The sequence below is a fragment of the Bradyrhizobium sp. USDA 4454 genome (assembly GCF_054822705.1).
Map to the genome: position 1 here is coordinate 1,185,339 of NZ_JBTRCN010000001.1, position 15,872 is coordinate 1,201,210.

20 protein-coding genes are annotated in these 15,872 nt (G+C 65.9%); 9 read left to right on the forward strand and 11 right to left on the reverse strand.

The window, feature by feature from the left end; genetic code table 11:
• Window positions 1–24: 24 nt before the first annotated feature.
• Complete coding sequence (locus tag ACVIW0_RS05505) at window positions 25–561, forward strand: SRPBCC family protein (protein ID WP_461351414.1); 537 nt, start codon at window positions 25–27, stop codon at window positions 559–561.
• A 19-nt stretch (window positions 562–580) separates the two neighbouring features.
• On the forward strand, window positions 581–991 hold the full coding sequence (locus tag ACVIW0_RS05510) for a VOC family protein (RefSeq protein WP_461351415.1): 411 nt from the start codon (window positions 581–583) through the stop codon (window positions 989–991).
• 402 nt (window positions 992–1,393) lie between these two features.
• Here the strand turns inward: ACVIW0_RS05510 and ACVIW0_RS05515 are convergent, their stop codons facing one another.
• Together ACVIW0_RS05515 and cobT are read right to left on the reverse strand one after the other, a co-directional pair.
• Entirely contained in the window at window positions 1,394–1,840 is a 447-nt protein-coding gene (locus tag ACVIW0_RS05515; protein ID WP_461351416.1) for a hypothetical protein, read from the reverse strand.
• A 57-nt stretch (window positions 1,841–1,897) separates the two neighbouring features.
• The gene (gene cobT / locus ACVIW0_RS05520) at window positions 1,898–2,911 is read right to left on the reverse strand and encodes a nicotinate-nucleotide--dimethylbenzimidazole phosphoribosyltransferase (protein WP_461351417.1); all 1,014 of its coding nucleotides are present in this window, start codon (window positions 2,909–2,911) and stop codon (window positions 1,898–1,900) included.
• Between the two features lie 153 nt (window positions 2,912–3,064).
• Here cobT and cobS point away from each other — a divergent pair, with 153 nt between their 5' ends.
• Complete coding sequence (gene cobS / locus ACVIW0_RS05525) at window positions 3,065–3,817, forward strand: adenosylcobinamide-GDP ribazoletransferase (RefSeq protein ID WP_461351418.1); 753 nt, start codon at window positions 3,065–3,067, stop codon at window positions 3,815–3,817.
• A gap of 6 nt (window positions 3,818–3,823) precedes the next feature.
• Window positions 3,824–4,390, forward strand: a complete 567-nt coding sequence (locus ACVIW0_RS05530) for a histidine phosphatase family protein (protein WP_461351419.1) — start codon at window positions 3,824–3,826, stop codon at window positions 4,388–4,390.
• A 145-nt stretch (window positions 4,391–4,535) separates the two neighbouring features.
• Here the strand turns inward: ACVIW0_RS05530 and ACVIW0_RS05535 are convergent, their stop codons facing one another.
• A complete protein-coding gene (locus ACVIW0_RS05535) occupies window positions 4,536–5,327 on the reverse strand; it encodes an SDR family NAD(P)-dependent oxidoreductase (protein WP_461351420.1) in 792 nt (263 codons plus the stop codon).
• A 176-nt stretch (window positions 5,328–5,503) separates the two neighbouring features.
• Between ACVIW0_RS05535 and ACVIW0_RS05540 the strand changes: the two genes are divergently transcribed.
• A complete protein-coding gene (locus ACVIW0_RS05540; protein WP_461351421.1) occupies window positions 5,504–6,340 on the forward strand; it encodes an IS5 family transposase in 837 nt (278 codons plus the stop codon).
• A gap of 210 nt (window positions 6,341–6,550) precedes the next feature.
• Here ACVIW0_RS05540 and ACVIW0_RS05545 read toward each other — a convergent pair whose 3' ends face one another.
• From ACVIW0_RS05545 to ACVIW0_RS05560, 4 genes are all read right to left on the reverse strand, one after another.
• Window positions 6,551–6,757, reverse strand: a complete 207-nt coding sequence (locus tag ACVIW0_RS05545) for a hypothetical protein (RefSeq protein WP_461351422.1) — start codon at window positions 6,755–6,757, stop codon at window positions 6,551–6,553.
• Entirely contained in the window at window positions 6,754–6,990 is a 237-nt protein-coding gene (locus tag ACVIW0_RS05550) for a hypothetical protein (protein WP_461351423.1), read from the reverse strand. The genes ACVIW0_RS05545 and ACVIW0_RS05550 overlap by 4 nt, the downstream gene beginning before the upstream one ends.
• 320 nt (window positions 6,991–7,310) lie before the next feature.
• Entirely contained in the window at window positions 7,311–8,531 is a 1,221-nt protein-coding gene (locus ACVIW0_RS05555; protein ID WP_461351424.1) for an NAD(P)-binding domain-containing protein, read from the reverse strand.
• Entirely contained in the window at window positions 8,524–9,426 is a 903-nt protein-coding gene (locus ACVIW0_RS05560; protein ID WP_461351425.1) for a LysR substrate-binding domain-containing protein, read from the reverse strand. The genes ACVIW0_RS05555 and ACVIW0_RS05560 overlap by 8 nt, the downstream gene beginning before the upstream one ends.
• Before the next feature lie 273 nt (window positions 9,427–9,699).
• Between ACVIW0_RS05560 and ACVIW0_RS05565 the strand changes: the two genes are divergently transcribed.
• The gene (locus ACVIW0_RS05565; protein WP_461351426.1) at window positions 9,700–9,933 is read left to right on the forward strand and encodes a hypothetical protein; all 234 of its coding nucleotides are present in this window, start codon (window positions 9,700–9,702) and stop codon (window positions 9,931–9,933) included.
• Window positions 9,934–10,114: 181 nt separating this feature from the next.
• Here the strand turns inward: ACVIW0_RS05565 and ACVIW0_RS05570 are convergent, their stop codons facing one another.
• Genes ACVIW0_RS05570 through ACVIW0_RS05580 form a run of 3 tightly spaced genes read right to left on the reverse strand, consistent with a single transcriptional unit; the run spans window position 10,115 to window position 12,087 of the window.
• Window positions 10,115–10,729 carry an SCO family protein gene (locus tag ACVIW0_RS05570; RefSeq protein WP_461351427.1) on the reverse strand — a complete coding sequence of 205 codons (615 nt, stop codon included), beginning with the start codon at window positions 10,727–10,729 and terminating at the stop codon, window positions 10,115–10,117.
• A gap of 8 nt (window positions 10,730–10,737) precedes the next feature.
• The gene (locus tag ACVIW0_RS05575; protein WP_461351428.1) at window positions 10,738–11,853 is read right to left on the reverse strand and encodes an MBL fold metallo-hydrolase; all 1,116 of its coding nucleotides are present in this window, start codon (window positions 11,851–11,853) and stop codon (window positions 10,738–10,740) included.
• Between the two features lie 48 nt (window positions 11,854–11,901).
• A complete protein-coding gene (locus ACVIW0_RS05580) occupies window positions 11,902–12,087 on the reverse strand; it encodes a hypothetical protein (protein WP_461351429.1) in 186 nt (61 codons plus the stop codon).
• On the opposite strand from ACVIW0_RS05580, the gene ACVIW0_RS05585 reads away from it, so the two are divergent.
• A complete protein-coding gene (locus tag ACVIW0_RS05585; protein ID WP_461351430.1) occupies window positions 12,086–12,793 on the forward strand; it encodes a glutathione S-transferase N-terminal domain-containing protein in 708 nt (235 codons plus the stop codon). The genes ACVIW0_RS05580 and ACVIW0_RS05585 overlap by 2 nt on opposite strands.
• A 128-nt stretch (window positions 12,794–12,921) precedes the next feature.
• Here the strand turns inward: ACVIW0_RS05585 and ACVIW0_RS05590 are convergent, their stop codons facing one another.
• Complete coding sequence (locus ACVIW0_RS05590) at window positions 12,922–13,713, reverse strand: crotonase/enoyl-CoA hydratase family protein (RefSeq protein ID WP_461351431.1); 792 nt, start codon at window positions 13,711–13,713, stop codon at window positions 12,922–12,924.
• A 90-nt stretch (window positions 13,714–13,803) separates the two neighbouring features.
• On the opposite strand from ACVIW0_RS05590, the gene ACVIW0_RS05595 reads away from it, so the two are divergent.
• Together ACVIW0_RS05595 and ACVIW0_RS05600 are read left to right on the forward strand one after the other, a co-directional pair.
• Entirely contained in the window at window positions 13,804–14,391 is a 588-nt protein-coding gene (locus tag ACVIW0_RS05595; protein ID WP_461351432.1) for a TetR/AcrR family transcriptional regulator, read from the forward strand.
• 135 nt (window positions 14,392–14,526) lie between these two features.
• Window positions 14,527–15,711 carry a peptidase M15 gene (locus tag ACVIW0_RS05600; protein WP_461351433.1) on the forward strand — a complete coding sequence of 395 codons (1,185 nt, stop codon included), beginning with the start codon at window positions 14,527–14,529 and terminating at the stop codon, window positions 15,709–15,711.
• Window positions 15,712–15,872 lie beyond the last annotated feature (161 nt).

Sequence of the window (15,872 nt, forward strand, 5' to 3'; positions counted from 1 at the left end):
TCTCAAGTCATTCCGGAGACCATCATGTTCGAGACCATCGCCATTATCGCCGTCATCCTCGCGGCCGCGATCGCCGTCATTCTCGTCCTCGCGGCGACCAAGCCGAGCACCTTGCGGGTGACGCGAGCGATCAGCATCAACGCCCCGGCCGAGCGGATTTTTCCGTTGATCGACGATTTCCGGCAGTGGACGGTCTGGTCGCCCTACGAGAACCGCGACCCGGCGATGAAGCGCATCTATAGCGGCGCCGGACGCGGGCAGGGCGCGGCCTATGCCTGGGACGGCAACAAGAATGTCGGGGCCGGCCGCATGGAGATCCTGCAATCCGCCGCGCCGTCGAAGATCGTCATCAAGCTCGACTTCATCAAGCCGTTCGAGGGCCACAACACCGCCGAGTTCACAATGCTGCCGCAGGGCGATGCGACGAGCGTCACATGGACCATGTATGGTCCGGCCGTCTTCATGTCGAAGGTGATGCAGGTGTTCATGAACCTGGATCACATGATCGGCAGGGATTTCGAGACGGGTCTCGCCAATCTGAAGAAGCTGACTGAAAAATAGTTATCACAGGGAGTATGTCATGCAGGTCAACCCCTATCTCTCCTACGATGGCAATTGCGGCGCCGCGCTGAAATTCTACGAGAAGGTGCTTGGCGCGCGGATCGAGGAAACCTTCCCCTATGGCGAGGGCAATGCGGAGATGCAGACGCCGCCCGGCTGGCAGGACAAGATCATGCATGCCCGCCTCACGATCGATGGGGAGATCATCATGGCTTCCGACGCGCCGCCCGGCCACTTCCAGAAGCCGCAGGGCTTTCACGTCGCGTTGCAGGTCGAGGATCCCACGGAGGCCGAACGCCGCTTCAAGGCGCTGTCGGAAGGCGGCACCGTCACCATGCCGTTCGGCAAGACCTTCTTCTCCAACGGCTTCGGCATGTGCTTCGACCAGTTCGGCATCCCCTGGATGGTGAACTGCCCGCAGCAGATGTAGGGCGACCTTCGTCCGTCGCGCACTCCACCACCGTTACCGTGAGGAGCGCGCATTGCGCGCGTCTCGAAGGGTCGACGGCCACAATTCGGGCCGTGCATCCTTCGAGACGCTGCTGCGCGGCTCCTCAGGATGACGGGTCCGGGATCGATGACGAGTCCGGGATCGCAGCTAGAACCGTAGCCCGGATGGAGCGCAGCGAAATCCGGGGGCGTCCGATCCGGCATGGCAGAACCGGATTGCGCTTCGCTCCATCCGCGCTACGACTGCCCGGCGCAGATGTAGGTCGCGGATCAAAGTCAGAATCGTAGGGCGGGTTAGGCGAAGCCGTGACCCGCCGCCGGTCACGCGGACCAAAGACGGTGGGTGACGCTTCGCTAACCCACCCTACGAGACCCACATAGCCTACCTGCACCGCGGATAGATTGCCGTGAGGTCGCGGCCGCGCAGCAGCAGCAGGTGTGAGGTCAGGCCGCCGCGGCGCACGATCCAGCCGCGCACCGGCGGAGGGTAAGCGGCCAGCACCGCCTCGGACGCTTCCGGCTCGGCATAGGTCCGGCCGCGCTGGTCGATCGAGCGCGCGGCGTGGAAGCCGAGCACGGCGCGCCGCGTCACGCAGATGCGGTTGCTTGGCACCATCGAAAGCACCAGCGTGCAGGCCGAGAGGCATGGCCCGTCGATCACCACGCGCTCGCCGGACTCGCGCACCTTGTCGAACAGGTCGATGAACGGGCCGACTTGCCCGCCGGGGCTCGCGAGGATACGAACATCGGCTTGTGCGGAGGAGATACTGGCGAACAGCGCCGCCAATCCCAAGATCGTCGAGATCGTCCAGATCGCCCCGATGCGCATGCGGCCGTTCCTTCCGTTGCCGGCTCCAGTTAGGCTAACGCATGCGGCGAGAGTTTGTCAGCCTTTGCTGGAGACGCCGGCCTCGGCAAAGGTCGCCATGCCCCCGTGACAGGCGAGCGCGGCGCGCAGCAGCAGGATCGCAATTCCGGCGCCGGAGGCTTCGCCGAGCCGCATCTCGAGATCGAGCAGGGGCGCGAGCCCAAGCTCGCGCAGCAATTCGCGGTGGCCGAGTTCGGCCGACACATGCCCGGCGCGGCAATGCGCGAGACCGCCGGGCGCAAGCCGCGCCAGCGGCAGCACCGCCGATGTCGCCACGAAGCCGTCGAGCAGCACCGGGATGGACCTTGCGCGCGCCGCCAGCACGGCACCGGCGATCGCCGCAAGCTCGCGCCCGCCGAGCGCGACCGCGACCGCGAGCGGATCATCGAGCAGGTTACGATGCATCTTGAGCGCGGTATCGATCGTGGTGCGCTTGCGCAGCAGGCCGGCATCGTCGACGCCGGTGCCGCGGCCGGCCCAGCGCGCGCCGCGCCCGCCCATCAACGCCGCGCACAGCGTTGCAGCGACCGTGGTGTTGGCGATGCCCATCTCGCCGACCACCAGCAGGTCGCATTGCTCCGGCACCGTGCGCCAGCCGGTGTCGAACGCGACGAGGAAATCGGCGCCGTCCATCGCGGGCGCCATCGTGAAATCGCGGGTCGGGCGCTTGAGCTCGAGCGGCTCGACGCGCAGCTCGGCGCCGGCGAGCTTTGCGATCTGGTTGATCGCAGCGCCCCCCGCGGCGAAGTTCGCGACCATCTGCGCGGTGACTTCGGCGGGAAAGGCGGAAACGCCGCGCTCGGCGATGCCGTGATTGCCGGCGAACACCGCAATCGTGACCTTGTCGAGCAGGGGGATCTCGCGCTGCTGCCAGCGCGCCAGCCAGATCGCAACCTCTTCCAGCCGGCCGAGGCTGCCCGGCGGCTTGGTCAGGTTCTGCTGGCGAACCGTAGCGGCCGCGGCACTGGCCTCGTCGCCCCGGGGCAGGTCGCGACAAAAGCTGCGGATGTCGTCTAGAGTACTGAACTGCATGCGATTCCCTCGTCGAGCGGGCCGCAAGCTAAAGCACCATCCGGAAAAGTGTGAAGCGGTTTTCCGAACGGATCGTGCTCAAACAAGAAGCTCAAGCGCGGTGAGATTCAGCCCGATCTCAGCGCGCTTTAGCTCAATTCCAGGACCGCGACCATGCGTGAATTGCTCGACGATCTCAGGACCGCGATCGCCTTTCTGACCCGGCTGCCGATGCCGCATCCGGACGGCGCGCGGCCGGAGAGCTTTGCGCGGGCGCAGCGGCTGTTTCCGCTGGTCGGGGCCGGCATTGGCGCTGCGATCGGCCTGGTCTGCCTGCTGCTGCGGACGATCGGCGTGCCGGACCTTGCCGCGGCGGCGCTCGCGCTCGGCGGCGGCGCGCTGCTGACCGGGGCATTGCATGAGGATGGGCTCGCCGATGTCGCCGACGGGTTCGGCGGCGGCCGCGATGTCGCGGCCAAGCTTGCGATCATGCGCGACAGCCGGCTCGGCACCTATGGCGCGCTGGCGCTGCTTGTGAGCTTTGCCACCAAGCTCGCGGCGCTGGCGGCACTCCCCGGTGGCATGGTGGTGCAGGGCCTGATCGCGGCGCATGCGCTCGGCCGCGGCGTGCTGCCATGGATCGCGATCAGCCTGCCCTATGCGCGCGCGGATGGGCTTGCAGCCAATGCCGGCCGGCCTGACGGCATGATTGCCGTGGTCGCAGCAGGTCTCGCGCTCGTGATCGCTATCGTAGCGCTGCCGTTCAGCAGTGCGCTGTTGGCAGCGATCATGGCCGGTGCGAGCGCGCTGATCATGGCGCTGGTGGCAAAGCGGCAGATCGGTGGGCAAACGGGCGATGTGCTTGGCGGCGCCGAGCAGGTCGCAGAGACTGCGATCCTGGTGCTGCTCGCGGCGCGATTTGGGTAAGCCGTGATGGATCGTGAAACCCGCTTCTGGCTGATCCGCCACGCGCCGGTCGACGGACCGCGCGGCGTGATCCATCCGCCGGATGCGCCGGCGGACCTCGGCGATGCTGCGGCATTCGCCGCGTTGCAGGCGCGGCTGCCGAGCGGCGCGCTTGCAGTTTGCAGCCCGGCGCGCCGCACGCGTGAGACCGCAGCAACGCTCGGCCTCGCGGCAACTGAGGACGACGCCTTCCGCGAACAGGATTTCGGCGACTGGACCGACCGTCGCCACAGCGAGATCGAGGCCGAGCTCGGCGCGGCCTATCGCGCGTTCTGGAATGCGCCGGGGACCAACCGGCCGCCGCGCGGCGAAAGCTTTGCCGACCAGATCGCGCGGGCGCGGGCAGGGCTGGCGCGCCTGCCTGCGGGCGACGTGGTGCTGGTGGTGCACTCCGGCACCATCCGCGCGGTGCTCGCGATCGCGCTCGAGCTCGCACCGGAGCTCGCGCTGCGCTTCGTCATCGACCCGCTGTCGCTGACGCGGATCGATCGGTTGGCGAATGCTTGGCGCGTGGTTGCCGTGAATGGGCGATAGAGTTTTCCGCCTATTTCAACCGTCATCCTGAGGAGCGCGTAGCGCGTCTCGAAGGATGAATCGGCCACCAGCCGGGCCGTCGACTCTTCGAGGGCCGCTGAAGAAGCGGCCACCTCAGGGTGACGGTGTTGGAACGAATGCGCTGCTAGGGCAACCCATTGCGCCGCTGGCCGCGCAGGGTCGGCAGGCCGATGCCGGCGGCGTCGAAGCCGCCGTCGACGGCGAGGATCTGCCCGGTGATGTAGCTTGCACGATCCGAGCACAGGAAGAAGATCGCTTCCGCTAATTCCTCCTCGAGCCCGTAGCGGTTGAGCGGGATCGCGTCGTGATAGTCGGCGCGGATCTCCGGCGTGTGCACGGCTTTCGCCATCGCGGTCTCGACCGGGCCCGGTGCCACGCCGTTGACGCGGATGCCGAGCGAGGCGAGCTCGACCGCGAGCTGCTTGGTGAGATGCGCAAGCCCCGCCTTGCTGGTGCCGTAGGCCGAGCGCAGCGTCGAGGCGCGCACCGCCGAGATCGAGGTGATGTTGACGATCGCGCCGCCATGCTCGCGCATCAGGGGCGCGGCCGCCTTGGTGCAAAGGAACGGGCCGTTGAGGTTGACCGCCATGATGCGGCTCCAGTCGGCGTCCGAAGTTTCCAGCACCGGCGCGAACACCGCTGTGCCGGCGTTGTTGACCAGCGCATCGAGCCGGCCGAAGCGGTTTGCGATCGCAGCGACCGCGGCTGCCACGCCGGCGGCATCCGATACGTCACAGGTCAGCGCCAACGTGTCGTCGGGCTGCTTCAAGGCCGCGACGGCGGCGTGCAGCAATTCAGCCTCGATGTCGAGCAGCGCGACGCGCCAGCCGTCGGCGAGAAAGCGTTTCGCCGCGGCCAGCCCGATGCCGCGCGCGGCGCCGGTCACGAGGACGACTTTTTGTTCGGAGGCAGTCATCGGGCAGTCCATCGGTTCGGGCAGCAAGCTCCGACCGTCTGCGACCTTTATGTGGAGCTGTCAACAACCAGTGGCATGCCGTTCCTCCGTCATCCTGAGAGCCTGACTGAAAAATGGGTGAGTGATCTCAGTGGGTGTGATTCCATCGGATTTGCAAAGATTCGAGGGAGAGCACGATGCCCTGGACCAAGATCACTCGGGAGCAATATCGGCGGGACGATCTGCGTTATGCAAGCGATATGACCGATGCGGAGTGGGCGGTGATCAGACGCCTGTTGCCGCGAGCGAACCGGCGCGGCCGGCCGCGTAAGACGGAGCTGCGTCGTGTGATCGAAGCGATCCTCTATATCGTTTCGACCGGCTGCCAGTGGCGGGCGTTGCCGCAGGAGTTCCCGCCCTATTCGACGGTGCAGGGCTATTTTTATAGATGGCGGGATACAGGCCGGTGGCAGAGGATTGTCAGCGTGCTTGTCCGACGGGCGCGAAAAAAGCTTGGACGGACACCGAAGCCGACGGCAGCCGTGATCGACAGTCAAAGTGCGCCAACCACGCAAGCTGGCGGACCGCGCGGCTACGATGCAGGCAAGCGCATCTACGGCCGCAAGCGGCATATCGTGACGGATACCAATGGCCTCCTCCTTGGGGTTCATGTTCATCCGGCCAACGTTCAGGACTGCCATGGCGCCGTACCGCTGCTGAAGAACGTGCGGATGAACTTCCCCCGGCTGCGCCACGTCTTTGCCGACCGGATCTACCGCGGAAATCAACTCCTCGACGCGCTCTCAGACTGCGGTCCATGGACTATCGAGATCGTCGAGCGGCCTCACGGCGTCAAAGGCTTGCAGCTTCTGCCGAGGCGGTGGGTGGTTGAACGCACATTCGCTTGGTTCGGCAGATGCCGCCGTCTCGCCAAGGACTTCGAGGCGACGGTGGCAACCGAAGCTGCCTGGCTGCTGATTGCACACATCAGGCTCCTGACCCGCAGAATCGCGGCTGCAGCTAAGGTTGGGTGATTTATGAGTCAGACTCTGAGGAGCGCGTAGCGAGTTTCGAAGGATGCACGGCCCGTCCGGGGCCGATTCATCCTTCGAGGCTCGCTCCGCTCGCATGTGGGTGATCCAGTATTCCAGAGATCGCGGCTTGAGCCGATAAGCCGCAGCGTACGGGGCCGCCCGGTCAAGCCGTGCGACGACAACAGCGGATGAGGACAAGGTTTCACCCTCTCACACCCGCGGCTTGTCCACGATATCGAGATGGATGCCGCCGCAGCCGTCGCAGCGCATCGTCCAGTACTCGGCAGCACGGCCCGGGATGACCCGCAACAGGGAGAGCTGGGCGGCGCATTCCGGACAATCGGTGCGGACCTGTGCCGGCCAGACCGGATCCGGCTCGCATTGCGGAACGGCGGCAATCACGACGTTGCCGGTCACGCCGACACTTTGGCTTCCGGCAATGTCATGCCAGACCGTTGTGGGAACCGGTCGATAGTTCGCTTCGCGTCGTTGATCGCCGCATCCGGATCGGACCACGCAAAGCCGATGTCGAGCGTCGGAAACGGCATGCCATCGATGACGACCGGCCTTTGATCGACCCGTTGAATCCTGGCGTGCCATTGCCCCTTCCCCACCTCAAACGACGTGATCTCAAAACCGCTGTAGATCATGGCGACCTCGGGATGCCCTTTCTCATAGGAAGCACGGGCGCACCGTGCCCTCTGTGAACCAGATCACAAATCGCGCGGTTTATTTCCGAGCAAAGCAACTTTGGGCTGGAGCGCGACAAGATACTCGAAAGCGTAGCGGCCGGGGTGCGCTCCCTCTCCCGCTTACGGGGGAGGGCTGGGTGGGAGTATCACCGCGAGTCACGATGTGGAAAGAGCCCCCACCCGTATCGCATCTTCGATGCGATACGACCTCCCCCGCAAGCGGGGAGAGGTACAGCGGTCTGCCGCACGATCGATTCAACTTGACTCAGCTGCGTCCCCTAGCCGCGGGCTGCAATGTGATCGGCGAGCACGGCCGCGTCGTCACCGACGCCTGAGAGGAACGAGGAGCTCATCTTCGACAGCCATTGCAGGCCGAGAAAATAGAGGCCCGGCACGTCGGAGACGCCGTGGCGGTGCCGTGGTGCGCCGTCGGCATCCAGCACCGGTATGTTGATCCAGTCGAGGTCGAGGCCATAGCCGGTGGCCCAGATCACGGAGTTGATCCGCTCGGCGTGGAGGTCGAGCGTCGCAAGCGGCGCAGACAGGCACGATGGGTCGGGCAAGCGCATGCGTGCCTGGGGATCGTCGGGAAAATCGAGGCCGCGGGCCACGACGAAGTCGTCGACGATGCCGAGGAACGTCGCGTAGTAGGCGTCGCCATCGGCGATATTGGTGGCGAGATCGGGCGCGATCTCGAGCGCGCCGTCGCGCGCCGCAAGGATGCGGCCGAGCAGCGTCACGCCATCGGCGGCGAAGCGGCGGAAATCGATGGTGTGGCCGCCATGAGCGCCCGAGATCACCCGCAGCAGGCGCGTCGGGCCGCGTTGCTCGACCGGCGTCTGGTCGATGCCCATCGCGGCCAGCCACCCGAACAGGTCGCGCCCGCGATAGCGGCGCGGCAGCCGGTTGTGACGGCCGACCGAGAGGAAGACGCGGCGGCCGGCGCGCATCAGCTCGTCGGTGATCTGTGCGCCCGAGGCGCCAGCGCCGACCACCAGCACCGCACCATCGGGCAATTGCGCGGGATTTTTGTAAGCGCTGGCATGGACCTGAAACAGGCCGGGGTGATCGCGCAGCAGCGCCGGCCGCAGCGGCCGCTGATAGGGGCCGGTGGCGACCACGACGTTGCGAGCATGGATGCTGCCGCCGGCCATTTCGGCAACGAAGCCGGCGCCGTCGCGGCGTAGCCTCGTGACCTCGGCACCGCAGCGAAGCGGCGGCGCGACGAAGGCGGCATAGGCTTCGATGAAGGCGATGATGGCCGCGGTGTCCGAGAAGCGGTCGGGATCGCCGTGCGGAAACGCAAACTCCGGCAGCCGCACCGACCAGTTCGGAAACTGGAACATCAATCCGTCCCAGCGCTCGCTGCGCCAGCGCTCGGCGATCCGCCGCCGCTCCAGCACCAGATGGCCGATCCCGCGCTGCTTCAGCCGATGGCTCATCGTGAGGCCGGCCTGGCCACCGCCGATCACCAGCGTGTCGATGGTCTCGTCAGGCACTGCGCGCTCCCTTGCGGCGAGCGGCGGGTTCGGCGGCGGCGCGGATGATCCAGCGCCGGAACGCGGCGAAGTCGCGCTGCTCGGCGTGAAAGCCGCGATAGACCAGATACCAGCGCATCCCCTTCGGCACGCTGAGCGCAAACGGCGCCACCAGCCGGCCGGCGGCGAGATCGTCATCGATATAGGGCCGGATGCCCATCGCGATGCCGAGCCCGTCGCTGGCCGCCTGCAGCGCCTGGCCGTAGAACTGGAATTCCGACCCGCGCGCGGTCAGCCGCGGCACGCCCGCGGCCTTCAGCCAGGATGGCCAGTCGTCGGGCGAATGCGCGACGCGGATCAGGCTCGGCCCCTTGAGATCGGCGGGGCGCTTCAAGGTGCCGGCGAGCCGCGCTGTGCAGACCGGCATCAGGTCGGCGGCGAACAGCGGCTCGGCGACCAGGCCCGGCCACTCGCCGTCGCCGAGCTGGATGCCGCAGCTCCAGTCGTCGGCGAACGGCACCGCCATGCCGCCGGTCGTGATCCGCACCTCGATATCGGGCTCGGCTTTGCGGAACTCGGCGAGATGCGGGATCATCCATTTCATCGCGAATGTCGGCCCGACGCCGACGGTCAGCACCCGCGCGCTGGCCGACGCTGTGACCTGCGCGGTGAGGCTCGCCAGCGCATCGAAGATCGGCGTCAGCCCGCTCTGATAGGCGCGTCCAGCCTGTGTGGTGACGAGGCGGTTGGCCTTGCGCTCGAACAGCGCGACGCCGAGCCGCTCTTCCAACAGATGCACCATCCGGCTGATCGCGGCGGCCGAGACGTTGAGCTCGCTGCCTGCGGCCGCGAAGCTGCCGGTTCGCGCCGCGGCCTCGAATGCCTTGATGCCGTTGAGAAAGAGCAGCCGCCGCATGAACCCTCAGGAAAACTGATGCAAGGGCAAGATAACTCAGTTTGCGGGAAGAGGCCAAGCGGCGCAGAAATATGCAGCGGTGGCCCGTGTCTAATCCGAGTGCGATTTCACCTCGCCCCGCTTGCGGGGAGAGGTCGGCGCGAAGCGCCGGGTGAGGGGGGAGTCTCCGCGAGTCCCACTGCACCTCCCTTGCGGAGACTCCCCCTCATCCCGACCTTCTCCCCGCAAGCGGGGAGAAGGGGAAGTCGGAGCGGAATGATCGGAGAGGACCACATGACCGAAACGTCAGACGCCCTGGTGCTTGATCTCGTCGAATGGGTCGCGCGCGAGCCGCGGCCCTATGCCGAAGTGCTCGAGGTCTGGCGCACCTCATGCCCGCGGCTGACGATCTGGGAAGACGCGGTCGACCGCGGCTATGTCGCGCGCCGTCCCTCGGTCGAGGGCATGCGGGTGATGGTGACCGAAAGCGGCGAGACGTTTTTGCGCGCGCATGGGCGGATGCATTGAGGCCGCGGAGGCGGTGCATTCGTCACCTCTCCCCATCGGGGAGAGGTCGGCGCGAAGCGCCGGGTGAGGGAGGCACGTCCCACGAGAGACCGTAACCCCTCACCCGGACCGCATCTTGCGATGCGATCCGACCTCTCCCACAAGGGGAGAGGTGGACCGATCGAGCGGCCGATCCTTACCGTCAGTGCTCGAGTCTCGGCCGGATGATCTCGACCAGGCGGTCGGCCGAGGTGCCCGGCGGGAAGAAGCCGAGATAATTGCCGTCGCGGTCCATCAGGTAGATGTAGGCGGTGTGATCGACGGTGTAGTCGCCGGCGCCCTCGAGCGGCACTCGGGCGTAATAGACCTTGTAGGCATCGGCGATCGTGCGGATCGCTTCACGGCTGCCGGTCAACCCGATCAGCCGTGGATGAAACATCGGCACATAGTCGGCGAGATGCGCAGTGGTGTCGCGCTCCGGATCGACCGTGATGAAGATCGGCTGCACCTGATCGCCGTCGGGGCCGAGCTTGTCGAGCGCGAGCCCGATCGCCTGCAGATCGGTCGGGCAGACGTCGGGGCAAGTGGTGAAGCCGAAATAGACCAGCATCAGTTTGCCGCGGAAATCCTTGTCGGTGTGCACGTGGCCGGCCTGATCGGTCAGCGTGAAAGGGCCGCCGACCGGCTCCCTGTTCCACATCAATATGTCCATGATCTCGGCGGCCGAGCGCGCCGATTGCGTCGGCGTGTCGCCGGCCAGCGCCGCCGCCAGCGTCAGCCACAGGCCGGCGCCGGCGCATGCGATAGCGCGCAGCATCGGCGCGATCATATGCCGAAGGAGAGCCGGCTGCCGGTTGTCGTGACCAGCACCTTGTCGCCCATCTGCGCGGTCGCCTCCTGCACGAAGTTGAGGCCAGAGCAATGCATCGGGATCAGCACGTCGGGATCGAGCTTCTTGATCTCGGCCACCACCTCGGTGAGATAGTCCTTCGGCGCCGGGCCGAGATGGAAGCCGCCGACGATCGCATGCACCTTCTGGATGCCTGAGACCTCCTGTGCCTGCTTCACCGAATTGACGATGCCGACATGGCCGCAGGACGAGATCACGACCAGGCCGAAATCCCGCACGTTGAAGCAGGTCGCATGCTCGTGGATGTGCTCGTCGGGCACGATCTTGCCGTCCAGCTCGGCCGGCAGATAGTGGCTGGAATTGCAGCCGAGCCCGTCCTTGATGCCGAACTCGACCCAGGTCTGCGGCAGCACGCGCTCGATGCTGCGGCGGGTGATCTTGCCGGTGGTGAAGGCGTGGCCTGCGATCACCGTCGGTGTCTCGCACAGCACCGTGGTGACGCGCTGCGCGGCGAGCTGGCGGCGGTCCAGCGTACCGAAATCGGTGAACTGGCCCTTGGTCGGGGTCGCGTTGACGCGGTGGCAGAAATTGTCCTCGCCGCCAGCATAGAGCTTGACGTCGGCCGGCAGTTTGTCGCGGAACCTGTCGAGGAAGCCGTTGAGGCCGCCGAAATGATCGTAGTGTCCGTGGCTCACGATCAGCGCGTCGAGCTTCGACGGATCGACGCCGACGAGCTCCATGTTGTTGAGCAGCACGTCGGGCGTATAGCCATAATCCAGCATCAGGCTGCGCTGCTGGCCAGCGGCCTCCGATTCCAGCCACAGCGACAGGCCCCATTCGTTGTGCAGCGATTTGCGGAAGTCGGCGCCGCGCGCCGCCGGCGCGATCGAGACGCCGTGCGCCTGCTTTGGCCGCAGGAACAGGTCGAAGCTGGAATCGACCAGCACGCGGATCGAGAGCTTGTCGACCGTCGGCACCTCGATCGGTGCCGCGCTCGCGATCTCGACGCAGGAGAATGCGCCCGCGGCCGCAGCGCCGGCGATCGCCGCGGTACCTTTCAGGAAATCACGTCGTGCCAAATCTCTCGTCATGAGAATCCCCCATGTTCTGAAATTTCTTAAGCAAGAAGCATGCGGAGCCTAGGTGCAATCGGGGCGGGGCTCAATCGGGCGCTTGCGTTGTTTGCAGATCACATTCGCGCGCGGTGCAATGCGCGCGCCATTGACTTGGCTGCGGTTATGCGCCCAAGTCAATGCAATCGCATCTTTCTCGCGCATCGGTCTCGCCGATGCGCCGGCATCATTGACATGCAGGATCACGCCCATGATCGATCTCCACTACTGGTCCACGCCGAACGGTCACAAGATCACGATATTCCTCGAGGAGACCGGGCTCGAATACAAGATTTTCCCGGTGAACATCGGCAAGGGCGATCAGTTCAAGCCGGACTTCCTGAAGGTCGCGCCGAACAACCGCATCCCGGCGATCGTCGATCATGCGCCGAAGGGCGGCGGCAAGCCGATCTCCCTGTTCGAGTCCGGCGCGATCCTGCTCTATCTCGCCGAGAAGACCGGACAATTCCTGCCTGCGGATCTCTACGGCCGCTATGACGCGATCCAGTGGACGTTCTGGCAGATGGGCGGGCTCGGGCCGATGGCCGGGCAGAACCATCACTTCCGCAACTACGCGGTCGAGAAGCTGCCTTACGCGATCGACCGCTATGTCAACGAGACCAACCGGCTCTACGGCGTGCTCAACAAGCGGCTGGCCGACCGCGAATTCATCGCCGGCGACTATTCGATCGCCGACATGGCGAGCTATCCCTGGGTCGTGCCCTACAAGAACCAGGGCCAGAACATCGATGACTTCCCGCATCTGAAGCGCTGGCTGGAGACCATCGGCAAGCGCCCGGCGACCGAGCGCGCCTATGCCAAGGCGAAGGAGGTCAACCCGAATTTCGGCCAGCCCGCGATTCGCACCGAGGAAGAGCGCAAGCTGCTGTTCGGGCAGACCGCGGCCGTGGTGCGGTAGCCTGTTGCGGGGAGTGTAGGGTGGGCAAAGCGACAGCGTGCCCACCATCCTTGCACGGCTCGTGACGGTGGGCACGTCGCTACGCTCCTTTGCCCACCGTACGGATTCGCGGCTGCGGAACCAGCGCCTTACGCCCCAACATATTTCGCCGGCCGCCGCTCCTTCCAGGCCGCAAGCCCCTCGGCGAGATCGCGGCTCGGCACCAGTGCGGCAAACTGTTCGCTCTCGACCAGGAGGCCCTCGGCGATCGGCATGTTGAGCCCGCGGGTCACCGCGGTGATGGTGCCGGCGACGGAGCCGGGCGAGTGCCTGGTGATGCGGCCGGCGAGTTCGCGCGCGGCCGCCAGCAACTGATCGTGCGGCACGATCTGGTTGACCAGGCCGATCTCGCGCGCATGCTCGGGCGGGAACGGATCGCCCGCCAGCAGTAATTCCAGGCCACGCTTGCGTCCAGCCAGCCGCGGCAGCCGTTGCGTGCCGCCGAAGGTCGGCGGCATGCCGAGCTTGATCTCGGGCTTTGCAAACAGCGCGCGGTCGCTGGCGATGGCGAGATGCACGGCTTCGGTGATCTCGCAGCCGCCGCCGAAAGCGATCCCGTTGACCGCGGCGATCACGGGCTTCTTGAACGCCTCGAGCCGCGCGGTCATGGCTTGTCCGCGGCGGACGAAGTCGCGCACCGCGACGGCGGCGCCCTGCTTGACGCTCTCGGAGAATTCCTTGATGTCGGCGCCCGCCGAGAACGCCCGCTCGCCGGCGCCGGTCAGGATCACGGCGCGCACCGCGGCATCGCCCTCGATGCGGTCGAGCGCCGCCACCAGCGCGTCGATCAGCGCGTAGTTCAGCGCGTTGAGTTGCTCGGGACGATTCAGGGTGATCAGGGCGATCCCGTCTTGGGTGTCGAGCAGGATGGGGGCGGGCATGATGCAGTCTCCAGCATTGGCGTATCGCGGGGCCGAATGTAGGGCAGGCTGCAATTTGTGTATATTCACTGGTTAGTATACATACGAAGCATGCCCAGACCCTCCGAACCCACCCGCGCGCGCATCGTCCAGGCGGCGAATTCGCTGTTCTACAGTGAAGGCATCCGCCGCGTCAGCGTCGACGAGGTCGCCGCCAAGGCCGGCCTTACCAAGCGCACGCTGTATTATCACTTCAAGAGCAAGGACGATCTGGTCGCCGCCTATCTCGCCGCGCGCGACCAGCCAAATCTGACGCTGTTCCGGAAGTGGTTCGCGGAGGCCGAGGGCGGCGTGCCGGCAAAGGTCGAGGCGATCTTTGGGAATCTGGCGCGCTCGGCGCGGCATCCGAAGTGGAAGGGCTGCGGCTTCCTGCGCACCTCGGCTGAACTCGCCAACATGCCCGGCCATCCCGCGATCAAAATCGGCGCCGCGCACAAGAAGAAGTTCGAGGACTGGCTGCGCGCGACCTTCGCCGAGCAGGGAATCGCCGATCCGCTGACACTGGCGCGGCAGATCCTGCTGCTGCTGGACGGCTCATTCGCCGTCGTGCTGCTGCATCGCGACGCCAGCTACATGGAAACCGCGGGCGAAGCCGCGCGCTCGCTGATCGAGACGGCGCTGAAGAGGGGGCGAAAATAGGGGTCGGGCGCGAGTTGCATTCGGGCAACATCGTCCGGAAAGATGGATCGTTAACCGTCTTTTGCCATTGCGCGACCACGCCCTGAGCGGATGATCGCATCGTCACATGCTTGCAATCTGGCTCCCGAGGAGCCCGTGGAGGCTGGGATGATGAACTTGCGGCGGGTGCGGGCGGCGACGTTGGGCGGGACGGTCGTTCTGTCGGGCTGCATTGTCTCGTGGTTTGCGGCGTTCGGTTCGGCCGGTATCGAGAAGATCGGCGCGTCAGTCACCGATGCGTCCGTCACCGTTGCATCGGTTGATGAATCCCGCGCACCCGCTGTCGTCGCCGATGGCGTATCGGTGACATCGCTGGCGACGGCCACGTCGAACGCCGCCGAGGGCCCTCGTGCTCCGACCATGAGTGAACAGGAAGTGGTGGCGACTGCCCCTGCCGCGCCGACCGTGCGCGAGACGGAACCTGTCGTCGAGGCCGCATTGACCGATCCGGCGCTGCCGCCGGACATTCAGCCGCTGCAGGCGCCGGCAGCGCACACGCCGGATCCGCAGCCTCGCGTGGTCAAGCCCGCGGTGGACTCCGTCGAAATCCTCGACGAGTGCTGGGACATCAATGTCTGCATCGATCGCTACCTCTGGGCGCTCTATCAAAGGACGCCCAAGGAAGACACCATCAAGGTGCCTGAGCAGAGGCAGGTGACGATCAAGAGAAAAAAGAAAATGGTGACGGTCACCAGAACCTTCACCAGGCTTGTCGATGAGGATTTCGCCTGGAAGGACACCAAGGCGGCCGAAAGGGTCGGCATGCCGATGATGGACTACGTCATCGGAGGCGTTGATCGGAGCTTCAAGCTGAAGCTCTTTCGTGCGCTTCTGGCGGCGGAACAGGCCGGACTGTCGCCCGGCATCACCAGCGCCTTCCGCGATGACTATCGCCAGTCGATTGCAAGCGGGCTCAAGGCGGCCAGCAATAAGTCGTATCACGGCGGCAGCTTCCGTGGCGGCTACGGCCATGGGCTCGCGGCCGACATCGTCAGCATCGACGGTGCGACGCGCGACGGCCGTTGGAAATCGTCCGAAAGGCTCTGGAAATGGATCGACGCGCACGGCAAGGAGTTTGGCGTCGCGCGCCCCTATCTCGATTTTGACCCGCCTCATCTGGCGCCGATCGATGGCAAGGAATATGCCGCTCACCGCGGTGGCGACAAAACGCGGCAGGCGGCGCGGGACGCGAAGACGCGCAGCCGCCACGCATCGCACGCCGATCGCGCCGCGGTGAAACGCGCAAAGACCGCGAAGTCATCCAAGGTGCGAACGACCTGAGCGGCATCGCGATGCTTCCTATGGTGGGTTAGCCCACCGGTCTGCGCAAAAAGCGCGGTCCGATGGCGGCTTCGGCGCGCCCGAAAAGACGACACAGAATCCGGACTGAAGTACGTCGGCCTTGAGCCCGGTCTGTGTAAAGGCGACGATCGGGCCCCCGT